At 69.6% G+C, this 17,513-nt stretch carries 16 protein-coding genes and 2 riboswitches; of the genes, 11 read left to right on the top strand and 5 right to left on the bottom strand.

Annotated features, from left to right (window positions below; all coding sequences use genetic code 11):
• Positions 1–375 (bottom strand): VOC family protein, encoded by a 375-nt coding sequence (locus SSPN_RS0100345; RefSeq protein WP_044573115.1) that lies wholly within the window; start codon positions 373–375, stop codon positions 1–3.
• A gap of 114 nt (positions 376–489) precedes the next feature.
• On the bottom strand, positions 490–3,258 hold the full coding sequence (locus SSPN_RS0100340) for a helix-turn-helix transcriptional regulator (protein WP_010304918.1): 2,769 nt from the start codon (positions 3,256–3,258) through the stop codon (positions 490–492).
• A gap of 435 nt (positions 3,259–3,693) precedes the next feature.
• Between SSPN_RS0100340 and SSPN_RS0100335 the strand changes: the two genes are divergently transcribed.
• Positions 3,694–4,185, top strand: coding sequence for a cupin domain-containing protein (locus SSPN_RS0100335; protein WP_010304915.1), 492 nt, complete (start codon positions 3,694–3,696; stop codon positions 4,183–4,185).
• 55 nt (positions 4,186–4,240) lie between these two features.
• Here the strand turns inward: SSPN_RS0100335 and SSPN_RS0100330 are convergent, their stop codons facing one another.
• On the bottom strand, positions 4,241–4,879 hold the full coding sequence (locus SSPN_RS0100330; protein ID WP_010304913.1) for a TetR/AcrR family transcriptional regulator: 639 nt from the start codon (positions 4,877–4,879) through the stop codon (positions 4,241–4,243).
• Positions 4,880–5,010: 131 nt separating this feature from the next.
• Here SSPN_RS0100330 and SSPN_RS0100325 point away from each other — a divergent pair, with 131 nt between their 5' ends.
• The 5 genes from SSPN_RS0100325 to SSPN_RS0100305 all read left to right on the top strand — a co-directional run bounded on the left by SSPN_RS0100325 (position 5,011) and on the right by SSPN_RS0100305 (position 9,397).
• Positions 5,011–5,751 carry an SDR family NAD(P)-dependent oxidoreductase gene (locus SSPN_RS0100325; protein ID WP_010304910.1) on the top strand — a complete coding sequence of 247 codons (741 nt, stop codon included), beginning with the start codon at positions 5,011–5,013 and terminating at the stop codon, positions 5,749–5,751.
• Positions 5,752–5,791: 40 nt separating this feature from the next.
• A complete protein-coding gene (locus SSPN_RS0100320) occupies positions 5,792–6,109 on the top strand; it encodes a DMT family transporter (protein WP_010304907.1) in 318 nt (105 codons plus the stop codon).
• Between the two features lie 435 nt (positions 6,110–6,544).
• Positions 6,545–7,660, top strand: a complete 1,116-nt coding sequence (locus tag SSPN_RS0100315) for an NAD(P)/FAD-dependent oxidoreductase (RefSeq protein WP_010304905.1) — start codon at positions 6,545–6,547, stop codon at positions 7,658–7,660.
• The gene (locus SSPN_RS0100310; protein WP_010304903.1) at positions 7,657–8,508 is read left to right on the top strand and encodes an SDR family oxidoreductase; all 852 of its coding nucleotides are present in this window, start codon (positions 7,657–7,659) and stop codon (positions 8,506–8,508) included. The genes SSPN_RS0100315 and SSPN_RS0100310 overlap by 4 nt, the downstream gene beginning before the upstream one ends.
• A gap of 16 nt (positions 8,509–8,524) precedes the next feature.
• Positions 8,525–9,397, top strand: a complete 873-nt coding sequence (locus SSPN_RS0100305; RefSeq protein ID WP_010304901.1) for an NAD-dependent epimerase/dehydratase family protein — start codon at positions 8,525–8,527, stop codon at positions 9,395–9,397.
• Between the two features lie 170 nt (positions 9,398–9,567).
• Here the strand turns inward: SSPN_RS0100305 and SSPN_RS0100300 are convergent, their stop codons facing one another.
• On the bottom strand, positions 9,568–10,923 hold the full coding sequence (locus tag SSPN_RS0100300; protein ID WP_010304898.1) for an L-serine ammonia-lyase: 1,356 nt from the start codon (positions 10,921–10,923) through the stop codon (positions 9,568–9,570).
• 28 nt (positions 10,924–10,951) lie between these two features.
• The gene (gene gcvH / locus SSPN_RS0100295; RefSeq protein WP_029534805.1) at positions 10,952–11,323 is read right to left on the bottom strand and encodes a glycine cleavage system protein GcvH; all 372 of its coding nucleotides are present in this window, start codon (positions 11,321–11,323) and stop codon (positions 10,952–10,954) included.
• 51 nt (positions 11,324–11,374) lie between these two features.
• Positions 11,375–11,472, bottom strand: a riboswitch (glycine riboswitch).
• Positions 11,473–11,577: riboswitch (glycine riboswitch) on the bottom strand. It abuts the riboswitch before it with no gap.
• A 113-nt stretch (positions 11,578–11,690) separates the two neighbouring features.
• On the opposite strand from gcvH, the gene SSPN_RS0100290 reads away from it, so the two are divergent.
• The 5 genes from SSPN_RS0100290 to SSPN_RS0100270 all read left to right on the top strand — a co-directional run bounded on the left by SSPN_RS0100290 (position 11,691) and on the right by SSPN_RS0100270 (position 17,501).
• Complete coding sequence (locus SSPN_RS0100290; protein ID WP_010304894.1) at positions 11,691–13,247, top strand: PucR family transcriptional regulator; 1,557 nt, start codon at positions 11,691–11,693, stop codon at positions 13,245–13,247.
• Between the two features lie 183 nt (positions 13,248–13,430).
• Positions 13,431–14,546 (top strand): alanine dehydrogenase, encoded by a 1,116-nt coding sequence (gene ald, locus SSPN_RS0100285; protein WP_010304892.1) that lies wholly within the window; start codon positions 13,431–13,433, stop codon positions 14,544–14,546.
• A gap of 327 nt (positions 14,547–14,873) precedes the next feature.
• Positions 14,874–15,539, top strand: a complete 666-nt coding sequence (locus SSPN_RS57465) for a hypothetical protein (RefSeq protein ID WP_010304890.1) — start codon at positions 14,874–14,876, stop codon at positions 15,537–15,539.
• Between the two features lie 139 nt (positions 15,540–15,678).
• On the top strand, positions 15,679–16,647 hold the full coding sequence (locus SSPN_RS0100275; RefSeq protein ID WP_010304887.1) for an ABC transporter ATP-binding protein: 969 nt from the start codon (positions 15,679–15,681) through the stop codon (positions 16,645–16,647).
• A complete protein-coding gene (locus tag SSPN_RS0100270; RefSeq protein WP_010304885.1) occupies positions 16,647–17,501 on the top strand; it encodes an ABC transporter permease in 855 nt (284 codons plus the stop codon). Before SSPN_RS0100275 ends, SSPN_RS0100270 begins: the two co-directional genes overlap by 1 nt.
• Positions 17,502–17,513 lie beyond the last annotated feature (12 nt).

Here is a 17,513-nt window from a genome sequence, read left to right as displayed (position 1 = left end):
TCATCCGGGCTGGCCTTCGTAGATCGTGATCAGGTAGCCGTCGGGGTCCTCGAAGATGAACTCGCGACCGCAGGAGCCGTCGCAGATCGGCTTGCTGATCGGCACACCGGCCGAGGTGAGCTGCGCGTGCAGCTTGTCCGGGTTCTCCGCCTTGATCCAGACGACCACGCCGTGCCCGACCTTGGCGACCTCGTCGAGGTCGATGGTGGCCTGGCGCAGCGCGATGCGGATGGGCTCGGCGCCCAGCACCGCCGCGTTGGGCACCTTGGATTCCACAGTGGAGAATCCGACGACCTCGGTGTAGAACCGCCGCGCCCGCTCCAGATCGCGCACCTGCAGGGTCAGGAAGTCCGGTCCGACTACGTTTGTGGACACCACAGCTCCTAACGGGAATCGGGTGGATTCGGTCGGTGGAAAGGACTTCCGCCTATTCCGGCGGGTTTCCGGCCGACCCTGCACCAGCATCCCCGCCCGGTCCGCCGCCGGCCATCACGTGTTCGCGTGAGTTGCCGGTTTGTCGTGCGTCATCACCCGCCGGGCCAGCTCGACGCGGCTGGTTATCCCCAGCTTGGCGAAGCTGTGCCGGAGATGACTGTCCACAGTGTGCGGTGATAGGTACAGCCGGTTCGCTACTTCCCGGTTGGTGAGCCCCTCGGCGACGAGCCGCACCACGCGGAGTTCCGCTCGGGTCAGGCTTTCCCAGCCCGTCTTGCGGGTGTTCTGCCGCCGGACGTTCGGGGTCCGCGCCAGCAGCCCGCGCACCCGGGCGGCGTCCAGCGGCGCGTCGCACCGCACGTACCCGGAGTCGGACTCGATGCGCAGTTCCGCGGCCTTCTCCAAGTTGCCCAAGTCCGCCTCGGCCGCCGCCAGGTCCTCCAACCCCTGTGCCAGCGCTACCGGCCGCGATCCCGCCCGGTAGTGCTCGACGGCGCTGCGCAGGACACGAGCGTCGCGCCGCAGCAGACCGGCACCGTGCTCGGCCGCGCCGAGGAGCACCGCGACGTCGGGGTTGCGCCGCGCCAGCTCGGTTGCCGAGGCGACCACCTGTGCCGCCGCCTCGCGGGCGTCGACCCGCAACGCCACCCGTACCAGCGCCGGGATCCGCTCCGGCGCGCTGACCAGCAGCGCGCTGCTGCGCTTGACCCGGTCGAGGACCTCCACCAGTTCCAGCCGGACCTCGTCCGAGTTCCCTTCGGCTTCCTCGGCGAGCAGCCGCGCCCAAACCAGCAGGTCCGGCAGGCGGCGCCGCCCGGTCTCCACGATCTCCTGGGCCCGGTTGAGGTGCTGCCAGGCGGCCTGCACATCCGCGCGCAACGACACGACGGCCCGCAACGCGAGCAACGGAACGGCCAAGGCCTCGGCGGAAAGCTGTTCGGTCAGCAGCACACCGGCTTCCGCCTCGGCCGCGGCGTCGTTGAGCCTACCGGCGGCGAGCAGCAACTCGGCCCGGCACAGGTAGCGCGGCGGCTGTGACCACACCGTCCCCAGTTCGGCGACGTCCTGCTCGTCCTTGGCCAGCTCCTCTTCGGCCTCCGCGAGGCGGTCGGCTGCGGTCAGCGCGGCGGCGAGGTGCAGCCTGGGGTGCCGGGTCCGCCCGACGTCGCCGGCGCGGTCACCGAGCCGCACCGCTTCGGTCGCGTACCGGATGGCGGTTGGAATATCGCCCTGCGCAAGGGAAACTCTGCTCCGCGCGCCTGTCCCGCATACCAGCGCGCCGTGCGTTCTCGCGCGGTTCGCGACGTGCACCGCGTTGGTCGCGGCCGCCGACGCCGCCTCCAGATCGCCGAGCGAGGTGAGCCCGTGCGCGTGCATCGCGAGCAGCTCGGCGCGCACCAGCGAGTCCGATTTCGCGCGGGGCAGGGCGAGCACCGTGTGCTCCAGGACTCGCGAGTGCTCGCCAACGGTGTGCAGCGCTTCCGTGAGCCCGAGGAGCAGCATCGCCTCCGTGTGCTGCGACAGCCCACCGCCGCGGAAGCGCTGGCCGAGTTCGATCGCTTCCGCCGGGCGACCCGCCAGCACCAGCAGCCGAACCGCCTCGGCCGCCAGTTCCGCGCGGATCGGCCTGCCCTCGTCGATCAGCGGCAGGCTGCGGAGGATCAGGTCGGCGCCGGTGTTCGGCGCCGCGGGCGCGATCTCCTGCACCGCGCGCTTCACCACGGTCGCCACGTCCATCCAACCGCCGCCGCTGAGCAGCAGGTGCTTCACCTGTTCGGTGGCCGACCGGCCGTGCTGGGCGAGCACCGAAGCGGCTTCCTGGTGCAGGGTTGCCCGGGTCGGCTCCGGCATCCGGTAGTAGAGCGCGTCGCGGATCAGCTCGTGCCGGAAGGACAGCTTCGCGCCCTGCTCCACCAGAACCTCGGCGTCGACGAGCATCGCAACCGTGCCGAGCAGCTCCACCGCCGGGCGCCCGAGCAGCGCCGCGACCTCGTGCACTCCGAAGGGCCGGCCGAACACCGTCATCGCGTCCAGCGCGCGGCGGGTTTCCTCCGGCAGGTCCTGCATCCGCTCGCCGACCGCGTCGAAGAACGTCGGCGTCAGCGTGGCGGGCGGCACCGGCAGGCCGTCCCCCGGCAGCCCGCGCAGCATTTCCCGCAGCAGAAAGGGATTTCCGCCGCTGCGCGCGGCGTAGGACAGGGTCGCTGCGTCCGGTTTGCAGCCGAGCACCCGGGCGCACAGCTGCGCGACCGCGTCGTCGGAGAGCGGTTCGAGCTGGTGCTTCTGGGCGCCCTCACCGATGAGCCAGTCCAGCGCTTCCTGCGCGCAGCTGCGAATCGGGTAGGGGCGGCGGGTGAAATACCAGAGCACGCCATCCGATTGCAGGGCGGGTACGAGCACCCGCAGCGCTAGAGCCGTCGCCTCATCAGCCCAGTGCGCGTCGTCGAGGGCGATCAGCATCGGCTGTTTGCGGGCCTGCTGCGCTATCAACTCTCCTATCTGGTCCACCGCCCACAGCGTGGAGGTGTTCAGGCCCGGTCCCGCGGGCACCTGCGGGCCGAGCAGGTGGCACGAGCGGAACAGCGACCGCAACGTGATCAAGGGTGTGTTCTTGTCCAATTTGACAGCTTGCGATGTGATGACGCCGAGGCCGAGCGCGTGGCCTTCGGCAACCACTTCCTGCAGCAGTCGGCTCTTGCCGATGCCTGCCGGGCCTTCCACCACCACGCAGTTCCCGGACCCCTCGGCGACCTGGAGCAAATACTCGCGCGATTCCCCCAAGACACGTTCCCGACCGATCAGCGGTAACGCATCAGTGTCCATCGTGTGTTCCCCTCAGTGAGCAGCATCGGACGAACGCAGATAGCTGACGCGACAGTACCTGAACAATCAGCGCCCGGCCGATAATTCCAAAGACAGCAAAGGGACATACTTCACCCGAGTGCCGCACAACGAGAGCACAGTTAGATCTTTACTAGGCGACGCCGCTTTGGTATCAAAGTCCGTAACCTCGCGCCCATTTCCTTTTCACGGCATATCCACGCCACCCGCACCGCCAATTCTCGGCAGCGGCAGCACGCGCCACCGTTCGGACCAGCGCGGCGCGGACAACCCGCGCAACGGTGATCTCGGACACATTCCGCGATGGCAATGGGAACGCCGATCCAGCGGGAATCCCGCGATGACGTGATGTCCGCACCCCGCCAATCGCCAAAGCTCGAAAGCACGCACCCGCTGGTCGAGAGGAGTCCGAACAACATGAGCACCCCGGAAATCGTCCACCGGGCGATCCACGTACCGCCCGGCGCTGGCCGAAGCGTCTGGGCCTTCAGCGGCGACCGCTACACGCTCAAGGCCGGTGCGGCGGAAACCGGCGGGCTGATCGGCGTAATGGAGGCCGAGATCCCGCCCGGAAGCGGTCCGCCGCTGCACATCCACCAGAACGAGGACGAGGCTTTCTACCTCGTCGAAGGGCGCCTCCAGGTCGTCGACATCGATCGCGAATTCATCGCCGAGCCGGGCTCCTTCATTTATCTTCCGCGCGGTGCGGCGCACGGCTTCAAAAACATTTTCGACACCCCCGCTAAAATGCTCATGCTTTTCATGCCGAGCGGATTCGAGAAATTCTTCCTGGAAGTGGGCACGGAAGTGGTGCAGGGGCAGCCTGCACCGCCGCCGAGGCAATTCGCGGCCGACGTCGAGCGGTCGATGCGCGTCGCGACCGAGAAGTACGGCATCGAGTCCCACTGATCGCCCGCTGGAGCGCGCGCCGGGTACCGGCCCCCACCGGTGCCCGGCCACCGGTTCAGCCCGGTAACGAACCATCGCGACTCTCCACCGGCGCGGCCACCATCCCGTCCCAGGCCAGCATCGCGCAGTCGATGACCGCATGCATGGTCTCGCGGGAGCTCCCGTCCCGGGCCTGGATGGACAGTCCTTGCAGGACGGTCAGGTAGAAGGAGGCGATCGTCTCCAGATCCGCACCGGGCGGGACATCCCCGTCGGTGATGCCGCGATCCAACCTGGCCCGCACGGCGCGGAAGTCGTCCCTCCGGCATTCGGCGAGGTAATCCCGGATCCGCCCGTTCTCCGGAGTGCAGTTGGTGGCCGCGAGCACCACCATGCATCCGCGCGGAGTGCTCGGATCCACGTATGCGTCGGCGTTGTCGCGCAGCATGGCTTCGATCGCTCGCCTCGCGGTCGGCTGCCGCTGCAACGACCTTTCGCCGACCGCTTCGTCGGCGCTGTTGTAGAGCCCGATCGCTTCCCGGAACAGGGCCTCCTTGGACCCGAACGCGGCGTACAGGCTCGGCGAACTGATCCCCATCGCGCCGGTGAGGTCGCTCAGGGACGCGGCCTCGTAGCCGCGTTCCCAGAACAGATTCATGGCGGTTCGCAGGGCGGCCTCCCGGTCGAAGCTGCGCGGGCGCCCACGTGGCGACATCGGCTTCCCCTCCTCCCAAGACGGCGCGGATCCCGCACCGCTTCACACCTTTCCCAGCGGTCTTGTTGACACCCGAGGGTAGCGATGATACCCATTTATATATCGTTCGACACAGAAAAGCGAGGGGCTTCATGACGGGCTTGGATGGCAAGGTCGCGCTGGTCACCGGTGGTGCCCGCGGGATCGGTGCGGCAGTCGCCGAGCGACTGGCCGCGGACGGTGCCGACGTCGCGATCACGTACAACACCTCGGCCGACCGTGCCAACGGCGTGGTCGACAAGATCAAGGGAGCCGGGCGACGCGGCGCGGCGTTCGCGGCCCCGGCCACCGACGCAGCGGCCGTGACCAGCGCCGTCGAGCAGACAGTCGCGGAGTTCGGCCGGCTGGACATCCTGGTCAACAACGCCGGGATCTTCCCGTGGGCGACCATCGACGAACTGACGCTGGAGCAGTTCGACGAGACGGTCGGCATCCACGTGCGGGCGGTGTTCGTGGCGGTGCAGGCCGCCGTCAAGCACCTGCCCGAGGGCGGCCGGATCATCAGCATCGGCAGCAACCTCGCCGACCGGACTCCCGGCCCCGGCCTGAGCCTGTACTCGCTGAGCAAGTCGGCGCTGACCGGCTTCACCAGGGGCCTCGCCCGCGACCTCGGTCCGCGCGGCATCACGGTCAACCTGGTGAACCCGGGCTCCACCGACACCGAGATGAACCCGGCCGACGGCGAGGAGGCGGACGGCGAGCGCGCCCTGACCGCCCTCGGCCGCTACAACGCCCCGGCCGACATCGCGGCGGCGGTCGCGTACCTGGCTGGCGAGGGCGGTCGCAACATCACCGGCACCGGCATCCTCGTCGACGCCGGCGCCAACGCCTGACGGCGGCGTGCGTTCACCTTCTGGAACAAGGGAAGCAGCAATGGCTTGGGTCATCCTCGTCGTAGCGGGCCTGCTGGAGATCGTCTGGTCGTTGGCGTTGAAGCACGCCGAAGGCCTGACCCGGGTGTGGCCGGCGGTGCTGGGCATCGCCGTCGCCATGATCAGCCTCGGTATGCTTTCGGTGGCGCTGAAGGACCTGCCGGTCGGCAGCGCCTACGCGATCTGGGTCGGCATCGGCACCATCGGTGTCGCTGCGGTGGGGATGCTCTTCCTGAGCGAACCGGTGACGGTGTCCAGGCTGGCCTTCCTCGGGCTGATCGTGGTCGGCATAGCCGGACTCAAGGTCGTGGAAGGCTGATCGCGAAGACTGTGCGAACTCGCTTTGCTTAGCGCTGCGGGTGACGGAACCTCAGACGCCGCCTGGTCTCCGGGATCCCGGTTTACGTATGCCCAATACGCGGCTTCAGGGCTGTCCTCGCCAAGAACCCCCGACGGGGTCGGCACAGCCTGAGAACCGGCGGCGGTGCAAGTTGCTTAGGCGGGCTAAGCGGCTTCGCCGCTTCAAAGTCAAGAACCCGCCATATCGCGGACCTGCTGCCTACCTCAAATCGACCACTGTAGACAATTCGATTTCCCCCTCCCCTACTGGAGATGCCGCCTCGCCCGCGCGAGGCGGCATCTTCGCTTCGCGGCTCCCGAGAACACGTGATGTCGCGGCGGGGCCCGGCCAAGCATCCTGGGATCCGGCTGCCGCAAGGAGAACCAGACGACGGCAACGGCTGAGGAGCGGGAAATGGCTGAGCACAAGAGGGAACTGGACATCGCGGTGATCGGCGCCGGGGTACTCGGGCTGTCCACCACGGACGCCCTGCTGCGGCGCGGCGCCGACGTGAAGTGCTTCGACGGCCGACGCCCCGGGTCAGGTCAATCCGGCGGGCTCTCCCGCACCTTCCGGCACCGGCACGACGACCCGCACATCGTCGACTTCGCGGTGCGCGGCCTGGCCGGCTACCGCGAGTGGGAGCGGCGCTCCGGGGTCGAGATGGTCGGCACCGAGGGCTGCGCCTACCTGGGCACCACCGCCGACGACACCCTCGGCCTGAAGGCGCACCAGGTACCGCACCACTACGTGCCGGCGGCCGACCGGGAGCAGGTGTTCGGCGCGCTCGGGCCGATCGGTGGCCCGCTGCTGGTGGACCCGACGGCCGGGGCGCTGCGGGTAGACCACGTGATCGAGACGCTGACCGGCTGGGTCGGCGACCACATCGTCGCCAACGACATCCACAGCCTGCTGGTGCTCGACAACGGCAAGGTCGAGTTCCAGACGGCCGATGCGATCTACCACGCGCGGCACGTCGTGCTCTGCGCCGGCGTCGACACGCCGCGCCTGGCCGCCCGCCTCGGCTGGGACATCCCGCTGGACTGCGCGCTGCACGCCCGCCCGCACTACCGGATCCGCGAGGAGCTGCGCGGCGCGCCGACGCCGTGCTGGGTGGACAAGTCCGGCGAATTCGGGGAAATGGTGTACGGCTCGGTGATCCCGTACACCGACGAGTACGTCCTGGGACTCATCGGCGACGGCGTCGACGTGCCGTTCGACGCGCGCGGCGCGCTGACCGGCGTGGAGGGCATGGAGGACCACGTCCGTCGGGTCACCGGCTACGTCGAACGCGCCCTGCCGGGGCTCATCCCGGAACCGGTGGGCGTCCGGGTGTGCATCATGAGCAAGCTGCCTGCCGGCAGCGACGCGCTCCGCGCGTGGCACGCCCCCGGCGTAACCGCGATCGCCGGGCACAACCTGTTCAAGTTCGCCCCGGAGCTGGGCGAACTGCTGGCGGACTCGGCGGTGGACGACCGGCTCCCGGCCGACCTGGAACTCGCCGGAGCCCGCGCATTGGGGGCTGCATGACCATCACCGTCGCAGGTGCCTCGGGCGTCGTCGGGCGCGCCGTGACGCGGGAGCTCGTGAGGCTCGGCCACCGCCCCCGCGTGCTGGTGCGCCCCGGCTCGCCGAATCGCGACCTGTCGCCCGACGCGACGGTCGTCGAGTGCGATCTCACGGATCGCGCGGCAACGCTGCGCGCGTTGCACGGCTCGGACCGGCTGTTCCTGCTCACCCCTTTCCACCCGGACCAGCTTGTGCTGCAACGCAATCTGATCGCGGCGAGCGCGGAGGCCGGGGTCGGGCGAGTGGTGAAGCTGTCCGCCCTCGGTGCGCGCCCCGGTGCCGAGTCGAGCATCCACCACCAGCACGGCGTCGGCGACGACGAGCTGCGCGCCTCCGGTCTTCCGCACGCGGTGCTCCGGCCCAACGCCTTCATGCAGAACGCGCTGCAGTGGCTGCCGACCATCCGGAGGAGCGACGCGATCGTGCTGCCGGTCGGGTCGGCGCGGGTCAGCATGATCGACGTCGGAGACATCGGGCTCGCGGCGGCGACCCTGCTGACCTCGGACGCTGTCGGCGACTACGACCTCACCGGGCCGGAAGCCCTCACCTACCGGGAAGTCGCGTCGATCCTGTCCGAAGTGGCCGGTCGCCGGATCCGGCACGTGGATGCCGAGCCGGCGGAGGTCGCGGCGGCCATGCGCTCGGCCGGGATCCCCGACTGGGCGGTGGCGGCGCGCCTGCAGCTCTACGCCACCTACCGGGCCGGCGACGCGGAGGTGGTGACGACGGCGATCAACGACGTCACCGGCCGCCCGCCGCGCGACTACCGGTCGTTCGCCGCCGACCTCGCCGAACCGTTGCGGAACTGACGAAACGAGGGAACCGATGCACGTATTCGCCATCGGGGCCAGCGGGGTCCTGGGGCGCCACCTCGTCCCGATGCTGCTGCGCCGAGGACACGATGTGACGGTCATGGCGCCCGACCGCCTCGACCGGCTACCGGCCGAGGTCCGCCGGATCCGCGCCTCGCTGCTCGCCCCGGAGGCGGAACGCTTGCTGGCGGCGGACTTCAAGGGCGTGGACGCGGTGGTCAACGCGGCTACCGCCGTCCCCGCCACGCCGACCGCGCCGGACGGCTGGGCGAGGAACACGGCGCTGCGCAGCGCCGGGACCGGCGTGGTGACCGGGGCGTTGCAGGAAGCCGAGGTGCGCCGCTTCGTGCAGATGAGCATCACGATGGTCTACGCCGACGGCGGCGACGACCAGCTGACCGAGGCCGCACCGCTGGACCACCGGCCGGCACGGGCGACCCTCGTCGGCCCGGTCCTGGCGATGGAGACCCAGGTCCGCAAGCTGCCCGCCGACGAGATCGCGTGGAGCATCCTGCGTGGCGGGCGCTTCGTCGGCCCCGGAACGGTGCAGGAACAGCAGCGCGCCCGGCTGCGCGCCGGAGACCTGCCCATCCCCGGTGACGGCCGCGAATGGGTGTCGATGGTGCACGCCCGCGACTACGCGGACGCGGTGGTCGCCGCGCTGGAGCGCGGATGCGCGGGCAAGACGCTGAACGTGGCGGACCAACCGGTGCGGGTCGCCGACTACTACCGCGACCTGGCCCGCGCGGACGACAGCCCGCGGCCCCGCCACGACCCGAACGCGGCAGCCGAGCCCTCGCACCGCGTCAGCAGCGAGGCGGCGCGGCAACTCCTCGGCTGGACCCCGGTGCACGGCATCTGGCCGCTCCGCGACCAAGACCGGTGACAGGAAGGTTCCCATCCTCACGAGGCCGGGCCGACCGGTGACAGAAGGTTCCCATCCCACGTCGCCAACCACGTGGTAGCGAGAAAGTTCCTATGCTCACGAGGCAGCGCTCACCGGCCGCCGGATGGTGGCAGGAAGGATCCCGTGCTCGCGCTGGTCGCCAGGCAGGGTCAGCATTCGATGACGTTGACGGCGAGGCCGCCGCGAGCCGTCTCCTTGTACTTGACCTTCATGTCCCGGCCGGTCTCCCGCATCGTCTTGATCACCTTGTCCAGCGAAACGAAATGGCTGCCGTCGCCGCGCAACGCCATCCGCGCAGCCGTGATCGCCTTCACCGACGCGACCGCGTTGCGCTCGATGCACGGAATCTGCACCAACCCACCGATCGGGTCGCAGGTCAACCCGAGGTTGTGCTCCATCGCGATCTCCGCAGCATTCTCCACCTGTCTCGGCGTTCCACCCAGCACCTCGGCGAGCCCGGCAGCGGCCATCGAACACGCGGAACCCACCTCGCCCTGACAGCCGACCTCCGCACCCGAAATCGACGCGTTCTCCTTGAACAACACGCCGACCGCACCCGCCGCCAGCAGGAACCGCACGACACCAGCATCATCCGCGCCCGGCACGAACCGCGTGTAGTAATGCAGGACCGCAGGAACGATCCCGGCCGCGCCGTTGGTCGGTGCGGTCACCACCCGCCCACCAGCCGCGTTCTCCTCGTTGACCGCGAGCGCGAACAGCGTGACCCACTCCAGCGGATCGTCGCGCTCGGTCAACGAAGCCGCCAGCTCCGCCGCCCGACGACGGACCTTCAGCCCACCGGGCAGCTCACCGGAGTTGCGGCAGCCGATGTCAACGCATTCACGCATGACCTGCCAGATTCCGAGCAACTCCTTGTGCACGGCATCCGCACCACGCCAGGACAACTCGTTCGCCAGCATCACGCCGCTGATCGGCAGCCCCGACTCCTCAGTACGCGCGAGCAGTTCCACACCCGTGCGGAACGGATACCGCACCGCGGTCTCGTCCGGTTTGATCCGATCAGTGCCCGTAGCGTCCTCGTCGACGACGAAGCCACCGCCCACCGAGTAGAACACCGCGCTGTCCAGGTCGGCATCATCGGCACCGAACGCGGCGAACCGCATCCCGTTGGGGTGCAACGGCAATGACTTGCGCCGGTGCATGACCAAGTCGCGGTCCACGGTGAACCGGATCTCCTGCACCCCGTCCAAACGCAACCGCCCGGACTCCCGGATCTCGGTGACCCGGCCCTCCACCGCCGCCGGATCAACAGTCTCCGGACTGTGCCCCTCCAAACCCAGCAGCACAGCCTTCGGACTACCGTGCCCATGCCCGGTCGCACCCAACGACCCGAACAACTCCGCCTTGATCCGCTCGACCTGCGGCAACCGCCCCGCGCTGTGCAACCGCTGCACGAACAACCGCGCCGCACGCATCGGACCAACCGTGTGCGAACTGGACGGCCCAATACCAACCGAAAACAGGTCGAAGACGCTGATCGCCATTGACCGCCTCCCTACCTCGCTTGGCCCGCTACTCCGCGATCAGCTCGGCGTACTGCTCAGCGGTGAGCAACGAACCGGTGCTGGTCGGGCGCACTTCGAGCAGCCATCCGTCGCCGAATGGCTCCGCATTGAGCAGCGCTGGGTCGTCTACGACGGACGCGTTTAGCGCCACGACCTCGCCGGTCACCGGCGCGAACAGGTCGCTGACGGACTTCGTGGACTCCAGCTCCCCGCAGGCCTGGCCCGCTTCGATCTTGGCGCCCACCTCGGGAAGCTGCACGTAGACGATGTCGCCGAGCGCGTCCGCGGCGTGCTGGGTGATGCCGATGCGGACCAGCTCGTCGCGGTCCTCGATCCACTCGTGCTCTTCGGAGTAACGCAGGTGCGCAGGCAGGGACATGCCGGGAGGCTCCAAGGCTGTCAGGGGGGCACTCGTGCCCGTCTTGGCTGGGCCTCCCCCTCTGTTGCGGAACCTGAGAGCTTCGCCGCAGTTCTCGCGGCTTGCACCGTGGGTGGAGCGTCGATGCGACGCACGCTTTCCAGAGTTGCCTCGCCCGAACGGTCATGGGTGCCTGAGAGTTTGTGGGGAGTCTTGCTCCTTCGGCGCCCTGGGAGCTCGGCGTGAGCTTGCAGGGTCTCTCCCGCACGGGGTCGACGGCCGGTATGCGATTGTCGGTGTGCTCAGCAACGATAAACGGGCCAGCTCTGGTGTCAATGCCTTCCCCCACCACGCCCGGAGGCGGCCCGAGGTATTCAGGAGGCCGGTGATGCTGGACATCCGGGCACTGGTCGAGCGGGTCGGCCCCACGCTGCTGCGCACCGTGGTCGCCCCGGAACCGGGAGTGTGCGTCGGGGACGTCGTCATCGCCGAACCCGATCAGCCGCCGACGGCGGCGGGCGGCGACCTCGTGTTGGGCGTGGCCATCCCGGACCGCGAGCACGCGGTGGCACTGACGAGGGATTGCGGCGCGAAGGGTGCCGCGGCGGTGCTGCTCAAACCGCCGATTTCGGCGGACGACGCGGTGGCCGCGGCGGCCCGGGACGCGGGGGTGGCGCTGGTCGAGGTCCGGCCTGGCACGGCGTGGGCGCAGTTGGTGTGGCTGATCCGTGCCGCGCTGGCCGGGACCGACATCGAGGAGGCCGACGCGCCCACCGCCGGGGTCGGGGACCTGTTCCGGCTCGCCGACGCCGTGGCGGACGTGGTGGACGCGCCGGTCACCATCGAGGACGCGCGCTCCCAGGTCCTGGCCTACTCCGCCCGGCAGGACCTCACCGACCCGGCGCGGATCTCGACGATCATGGGCCGGAGGCAGCCCGACGACGTGCTCGCCAAGTTCCGCGCCCGCGGCACGTTCCGGCAGCTCAGCAAGGGCAGTTCGGCGATCTTCGTGCCCGCCCAGCAGGACGGCACCCTGCCCCGGCTGGTGGTGCCGATCAGGATGGGTGGCGAACTGCTCGGCTCGATGTGGGCCGTGGTCCCCGGCGAGGTCTCCGAAGAGCGCTCCACCGCGTTCGCCGACACCGCACCTCTGGTTGCGCTGCAACTGCTGCGGTGGCGTGCGGTGGCGGACGGGGAGCGCCGCCGATCCGCCGAGCAGGTGCGGCTGCTGCTGGAGGGCGGCGAAGGCTGGCGGGCGGCAGCGAACGAGCTGGCGGTGCCCGCCGAAGCGCACCGGGTCGTCGCCATCGAAATGCCCCCGTCCGCCAGCCCCGCGGAGGGGCACCGGTTGGCGATGTGGGAGTGGATCACGCGCGGAATCGGGCGGCGCCCGCTGGTCACCGAGATCGGCACCATGCTCTACGCGCTGGTGCCCGACCGGGGGCGCGCGGGCGGCTGGCCGGATCTGCGGGCAGCGCTGACGTCCCACGACGTTTCGCCGCGCCCGCTGATCGCGGTGGGCACCGCCGTGGCGGTCGCCGAGTTGCCCCAGTCGCGGTCGCAGGCCGAGGAGCTGATCGGCCTGCTGCGCACCGGCCAACTGCAGCAACGGGTGGCGGTGTACGAGGAGAACTGGCATCTGCTGGTGCTCAGCCGGATGGCCGGGGCGGCGACCGACGCCGGTATCGGTGCCCTCGGCCCGTTACCGGTGCTGCGCGAGCACGATCGAACGCAGGGCACCGAATACCTGGCCACGCTCCACGCGTGGCTGCGCCACCCCGGCGATCCCCGGCAGGCGAGCCGTGAGTTGCGCGTACACCCGAACACCTTCCGGTACCGGATGAAGCGGCTCACCCAACTCGTGGAAGTCGACCTCGAAGACCCCAACGTCCGCTCCGCGCTGTTCGCGCAGCTGCTCGCCGACCGATGGGCACAGCACGGCTGACGGCAAGGGAACCTTCCTGCCGGGTCCGGCCGTCCGTGCCCCGTTCGCGCGCTGGGAGCGGCGCTCCACGGGCTTTGTGCTGCGAGCACAAAGCGCGCGGGGCAATCTCATTCGGCGGGAATGATGCGCCCCCCGCAGTGGCAGCGGATTGTTGTGCGCACCAGGAGACGAAAGGATTCCGCCGTGAAGATCGCAGTGCCGCGCGAGATCAAGAACAACGAGTACCGGGTCGCGATCACACCTGCGGGCGTGCACGAGCTGACCACCCGCGGCCACGACGTTTTCGTGGAGACGAACGCCGGCGCGGGCTCTTCGATCCCCGACGAGGCCTACCTCGCGGCCGGCGCGAAGGTGCTCCCCACCGCCGAGGGGGTGTGGGCGGAAGGCCAGCTGGTCCTCAAGGTCAAGGAGCCGATCGCCGAGGAGTACCCGCGGCTGCGCCGGGACCAGGTCCTGTTCACCTATCTGCACCTGGCGGCTTCCGCCGAGCTGACCGACGCGATGCTGAAGTCCGGGGTCACCGGTATCGCCTACGAGACGGTGCAGACCGCCAACGGCGGCCTGCCGCTACTGGCGCCGATGAGCGAGGTCGCCGGGCGTCTCGCCCCGCAGGTCGGCGCCTATTCGCTGATGCGCCCCAGCGGTGGCCGCGGCGTGCTGCCGGGCGGTGTTCCCGGCGTGCACCCGGCGCGGGTCGTGGTGATCGGCGGTGGCGTCGCTGGCCTCAACGCCGCGCGCGTCGCGATGGGCATGGGTGCTGATGTCGAGCTGCTCGACACCAATGTCGACAAGCTCCGCGAGATCGACCGCGACTTCCACGGCCAGATCCGCACCGTGACGTCCAACCGGTACTCGGTGGAGCAGGCGGTACGGGCCGCCGACCTGGTCATCGGTGCCGTGCTGATCCCGGGGGCGAAGGCGCCGAAGCTGGTGTCCAACCACCTGGTATCCGAGATGAAGCCGGGCAGCGTGCTGGTGGACATCGCCATCGATCAGGGCGGTTGCTTCGCCGACTCCCGCCCGACCACGCACGACGCCCCTACGTACCGAGTGCACGACTCGGTGTTCTACTGCGTGGCCAACATGCCGGGCGCGGTGCCGAACACGTCGACGCACGCCCTCACCAACGTCACGCTGCCGTACGTGCTGCGCATCGCCGACCAAGGCTGGCAGCAGGCCTGCCGCGCGGACGCCGCGCTGGCCGGTGGCCTCAACACCCACGACGGCAAGCTGGTCAACGAGCCGGTCGCCGAGGCGCACGGCCTCACCAGCACCCCCTTCAGCAGCGTCCTGGGCTGATCGCACTGCGAGCGAGGGAACCTTCCTGCCACGAATGGCAGGAAGGTTCCCTCGCTCCCAACAGCTTCGAACGCCCGTCGGTTTGGATGTCGTCGCAACACGATCCGGGACACCGTTCAGGCGCAGGGGCGAACTCAGACCACCGAAAGGGTGACGGGCTCACACAGCCGAACGGGGCGGCCCGCTCAACCAGCCTGGGGGTCACCGGGAGCAGGCCGCCACCGTCAGTGTAGGCCACGATCGCCCATTTGCCGAAGACGCGAGCCGCCGCATAGCCGCCAATTTCAAGCCAAATCGATAACCACTCGATGGGGTGAGCATCGAGCGGTGCCCGTGCAGGCGTGCGCCCCGACTGCCGATGTCACCCGATGGAGTCGGCGGGGCATCCGTCCCGCGATCCCCGCCGGCCACACCGACGCACTCGAAACGACGGTGGGAGACGACGTGACAGACGCGGCGTTGCGAAGAGCTGTCCTCGATCGGCTGGACGGAGTGGACCTGGCGGCCGCGGACGACACCCCCGAAGTGCTGCTGCCCCTCGCCCGCACCGAGCTCTACCGGCTCACCGAAGGCCTCCGCGCCCTGCTCGACGAACACGATCCGGACGAGGACGGCAGGTGCCGTTCCTGTCAGGGCACACCGCGCGGCCGACCTTGGCCGTGCACCGTGTGGCTGACCGCGCACCGGCAGTTCATCGTTGATCATTGCGGGCAGCCCGCGCACGCCCGCGGCACCGGTCTGGAAGCGCTGCGACGGAAGCTGCGGCGCAGGTCGGAGGATGAGACGAAGGACGTCGAAGTCATCCCCGACCCGATCGTCTCCTCGACAGGTCCCGGGCCGAGCGATTGGGACACCAACGAGTTCATCCGCCCCGACGTGACCGCCTCGCACCCAACCCCGCCGCCCACTCCCATGACGACCGGCCACCTCGAAACGAGCCGGAGCAGGGTCTACCGTGCGTCCGTGATCGACCGGTCCATCCGCTGGCCCTGATTGAGGGCTCCTCGCCCCCACCGGATCCGCCGCGGGCCGCTGAGAACAGCCTGGGAAAACGAAGCCTCCGCGCCTGAGCACACGTCGCCGTCCGGCAGGATGGTCACCGACGGTTGAACGGGAGACGGATGGAGGACGCGTGCACGACGGCAGTGGCCGGCTCATTGTGCAGGGGCTCAGCAAGAGCTTCGGCCCGGTCAACGCGGTGCAGGACCTGAACTTCACGGTGCGGCCCGGCTCGGTGACCGGGTTCCTCGGGCCAAACGGGTCGGGCAAGACGACCACGCTGCGGATGCTCCTCGGCCTGGTCACGCCGACCGCGGGCACGGCCACGATCAACGGCCTGCCGTTCCACCAGCTCCCGAACCCGGCGACCGTGGTCGGTGCCGTGCTAGACGCGCAGAGCTTCCACCCGGGCCGCACCGCGCGGCAGCACCTCCGGTGCTATGCCGCCGCGATGAACGTGCCGGACGCGCAGGTGGACCGGGCTCTCGAACTCGTCGGGCTGAGCGCCGCCGCGAAGCGCAAGGCGGGCGCGTTCTCGCTGGGCATGCGGCAGCGGCTGGCGTTGGCCACCGCGCTGCTCGGCGACCCGCAGGTGCTGGTGCTGGACGAGCCGGCCAACGGGCTGGACCCGGAGGGCATCGCCTGGCTGCGGAATTTCCTGAAGGCCTTCGCCGCGAGCGGTCGAACGGTGCTGATGTCCAGCCACTTCCTGCGGGAGATCGAGCACACCGTGGACCAGCTGGTGATCATCAGCCGTGGGCGCTGCGTCTTCGACGGCCACCTCGATCAGCTCCGCGCCGCGCAACGCTCCCGGGCGTTCGTGCAGGCCGCCGACCCCAGCAAGCTCGTCGACAAGCTGCAGGAAGCCGGATACGGCATCGAATACCTCCAGGACGGCCGGATCGCCGTGACCGGAGCCGACTCCCGTGCGGTCGCGGACCTCGCGCTGGAGGCCGGGATCGCGCTGTACGGGATGCAGGACGAGCGGATCGGCCTGGAACAGCTGTTCTTCCAGCTCACCAACGGCCAGTACACCAGCGTCCAGCAGCACGGCGCGCAGTGGCCCGCCCCGGACGGCCAAGGATTCGGGGGGAATGCCTGATGGGCGGGCTCGTCAAGGCGGAGTTCCGCAAGATCTTCAGCACCAGCCTGTGGTGGGCGCTGCTCATCCCGGTGGCGCTGCTCGGTTTCGGCGCGGGCTGGTTGGGCAGCTCCATCGTCGCGCTCATCGACGCGGTGGAGCAGTTCGACCGGGCGGTCCCCCTCGGGCTGCTGTCGGTGTCGATGTCGACGAACTTCAGCACGATCTTCGCGGCGCTCTTCGGCGCCATGACGTTCGCCGGCGAGTTCCGGAACAAGACCATCACCACGACGTACCTCACAAGCAACCCGCGTAGTGCGGTGCTGGTGGCGAAGCTGATCGCCTGCTCGGGCGTCGGTCTCAGCTACGGCCTCGCGAATGTGCTCTTCGCGAGCGTCGGGGGCCTGGTGGGCGCGGGCCGGGACTTCGGTGGCTTCGGCAGCCTGGGCGACTGGCTCAGCGTCGGCGCGGCGGCGGTTCTCGCGATGGTGCTGTGGACGCTGCTGGGCGTGGGCTTCGGCGCGCTGGTCGCGAACGCCGTGCTCGCGATCATCGTGCCGCTGGTCTACAAGTTCATGGTCGAGTTCATCCTGTCGCTGAGCTTGATCGAATCCCCGGCCGCCGGTATCAGCCCCTACCTGCCCGGGACGGCGGGCAACGGCATCGTGGCGAACCTCGCGGTGCCGCTGTTCGTCACCGCGGTGGCGGGCCCCGATGAGCCGAACACACCGCGGGCGGCCTTCGAATTCCTGCACCTCTTCTTCGGCGGCAGCTACGGCCACCCGTGGTGGGCGAGCCTGTTCACCTTCCTCGGATACGTCGCCGTGTTCATCGCCGGTGGCTGGCTGGTCAGCGGCCGACGCGACATCACCTGAGGCGGACGACGC

The organism is Saccharopolyspora spinosa NRRL 18395 (assembly GCF_000194155.1).
Taxonomy (GTDB): domain Bacteria; phylum Actinomycetota; class Actinomycetes; order Mycobacteriales; family Pseudonocardiaceae; genus Saccharopolyspora; species Saccharopolyspora spinosa.
The sequence above is the reverse complement of the archived record's forward strand: the minus strand, read 5'-3'. Positions and strand labels throughout refer to the sequence as shown.

Bases quoted from the DNA above. Each gene is read 5' to 3' on its own strand.
- SSPN_RS0100340 (WP_010304918.1), bottom strand. From the start codon at position 3,258: ATGGACACTGATGCGTTACCGCTGATCGGTCGGGAACGTGTCTTGGGG.
- SSPN_RS0100335 (WP_010304915.1), top strand. From the start codon at position 3,694: ATGAGCACCCCGGAAATCGTCCACCGGGCGATCCACGTACCGCCCGGC.
- SSPN_RS0100330 (WP_010304913.1), bottom strand. From the start codon at position 4,879: ATGTCGCCACGTGGGCGCCCGCGCAGCTTCGACCGGGAGGCCGCCCTG.
- SSPN_RS0100325 (WP_010304910.1), top strand. From the start codon at position 5,011: ATGACGGGCTTGGATGGCAAGGTCGCGCTGGTCACCGGTGGTGCCCGC.
- SSPN_RS0100320 (WP_010304907.1), top strand. From the start codon at position 5,792: ATGGCTTGGGTCATCCTCGTCGTAGCGGGCCTGCTGGAGATCGTCTGG.
- SSPN_RS0100315 (WP_010304905.1), top strand. From the start codon at position 6,545: ATGGCTGAGCACAAGAGGGAACTGGACATCGCGGTGATCGGCGCCGGG.
- SSPN_RS0100310 (WP_010304903.1), top strand. From the start codon at position 7,657: ATGACCATCACCGTCGCAGGTGCCTCGGGCGTCGTCGGGCGCGCCGTG.
- SSPN_RS0100305 (WP_010304901.1), top strand. From the start codon at position 8,525: ATGCACGTATTCGCCATCGGGGCCAGCGGGGTCCTGGGGCGCCACCTC.
- SSPN_RS0100300 (WP_010304898.1), bottom strand. From the start codon at position 10,923: ATGGCGATCAGCGTCTTCGACCTGTTTTCGGTTGGTATTGGGCCGTCC.
- gcvH (WP_029534805.1), bottom strand. From the start codon at position 11,323: ATGTCCCTGCCTGCGCACCTGCGTTACTCCGAAGAGCACGAGTGGATC.
- SSPN_RS0100290 (WP_010304894.1), top strand. From the start codon at position 11,691: ATGCTGGACATCCGGGCACTGGTCGAGCGGGTCGGCCCCACGCTGCTG.
- SSPN_RS0100270 (WP_010304885.1), top strand. From the start codon at position 16,647: ATGGGCGGGCTCGTCAAGGCGGAGTTCCGCAAGATCTTCAGCACCAGC.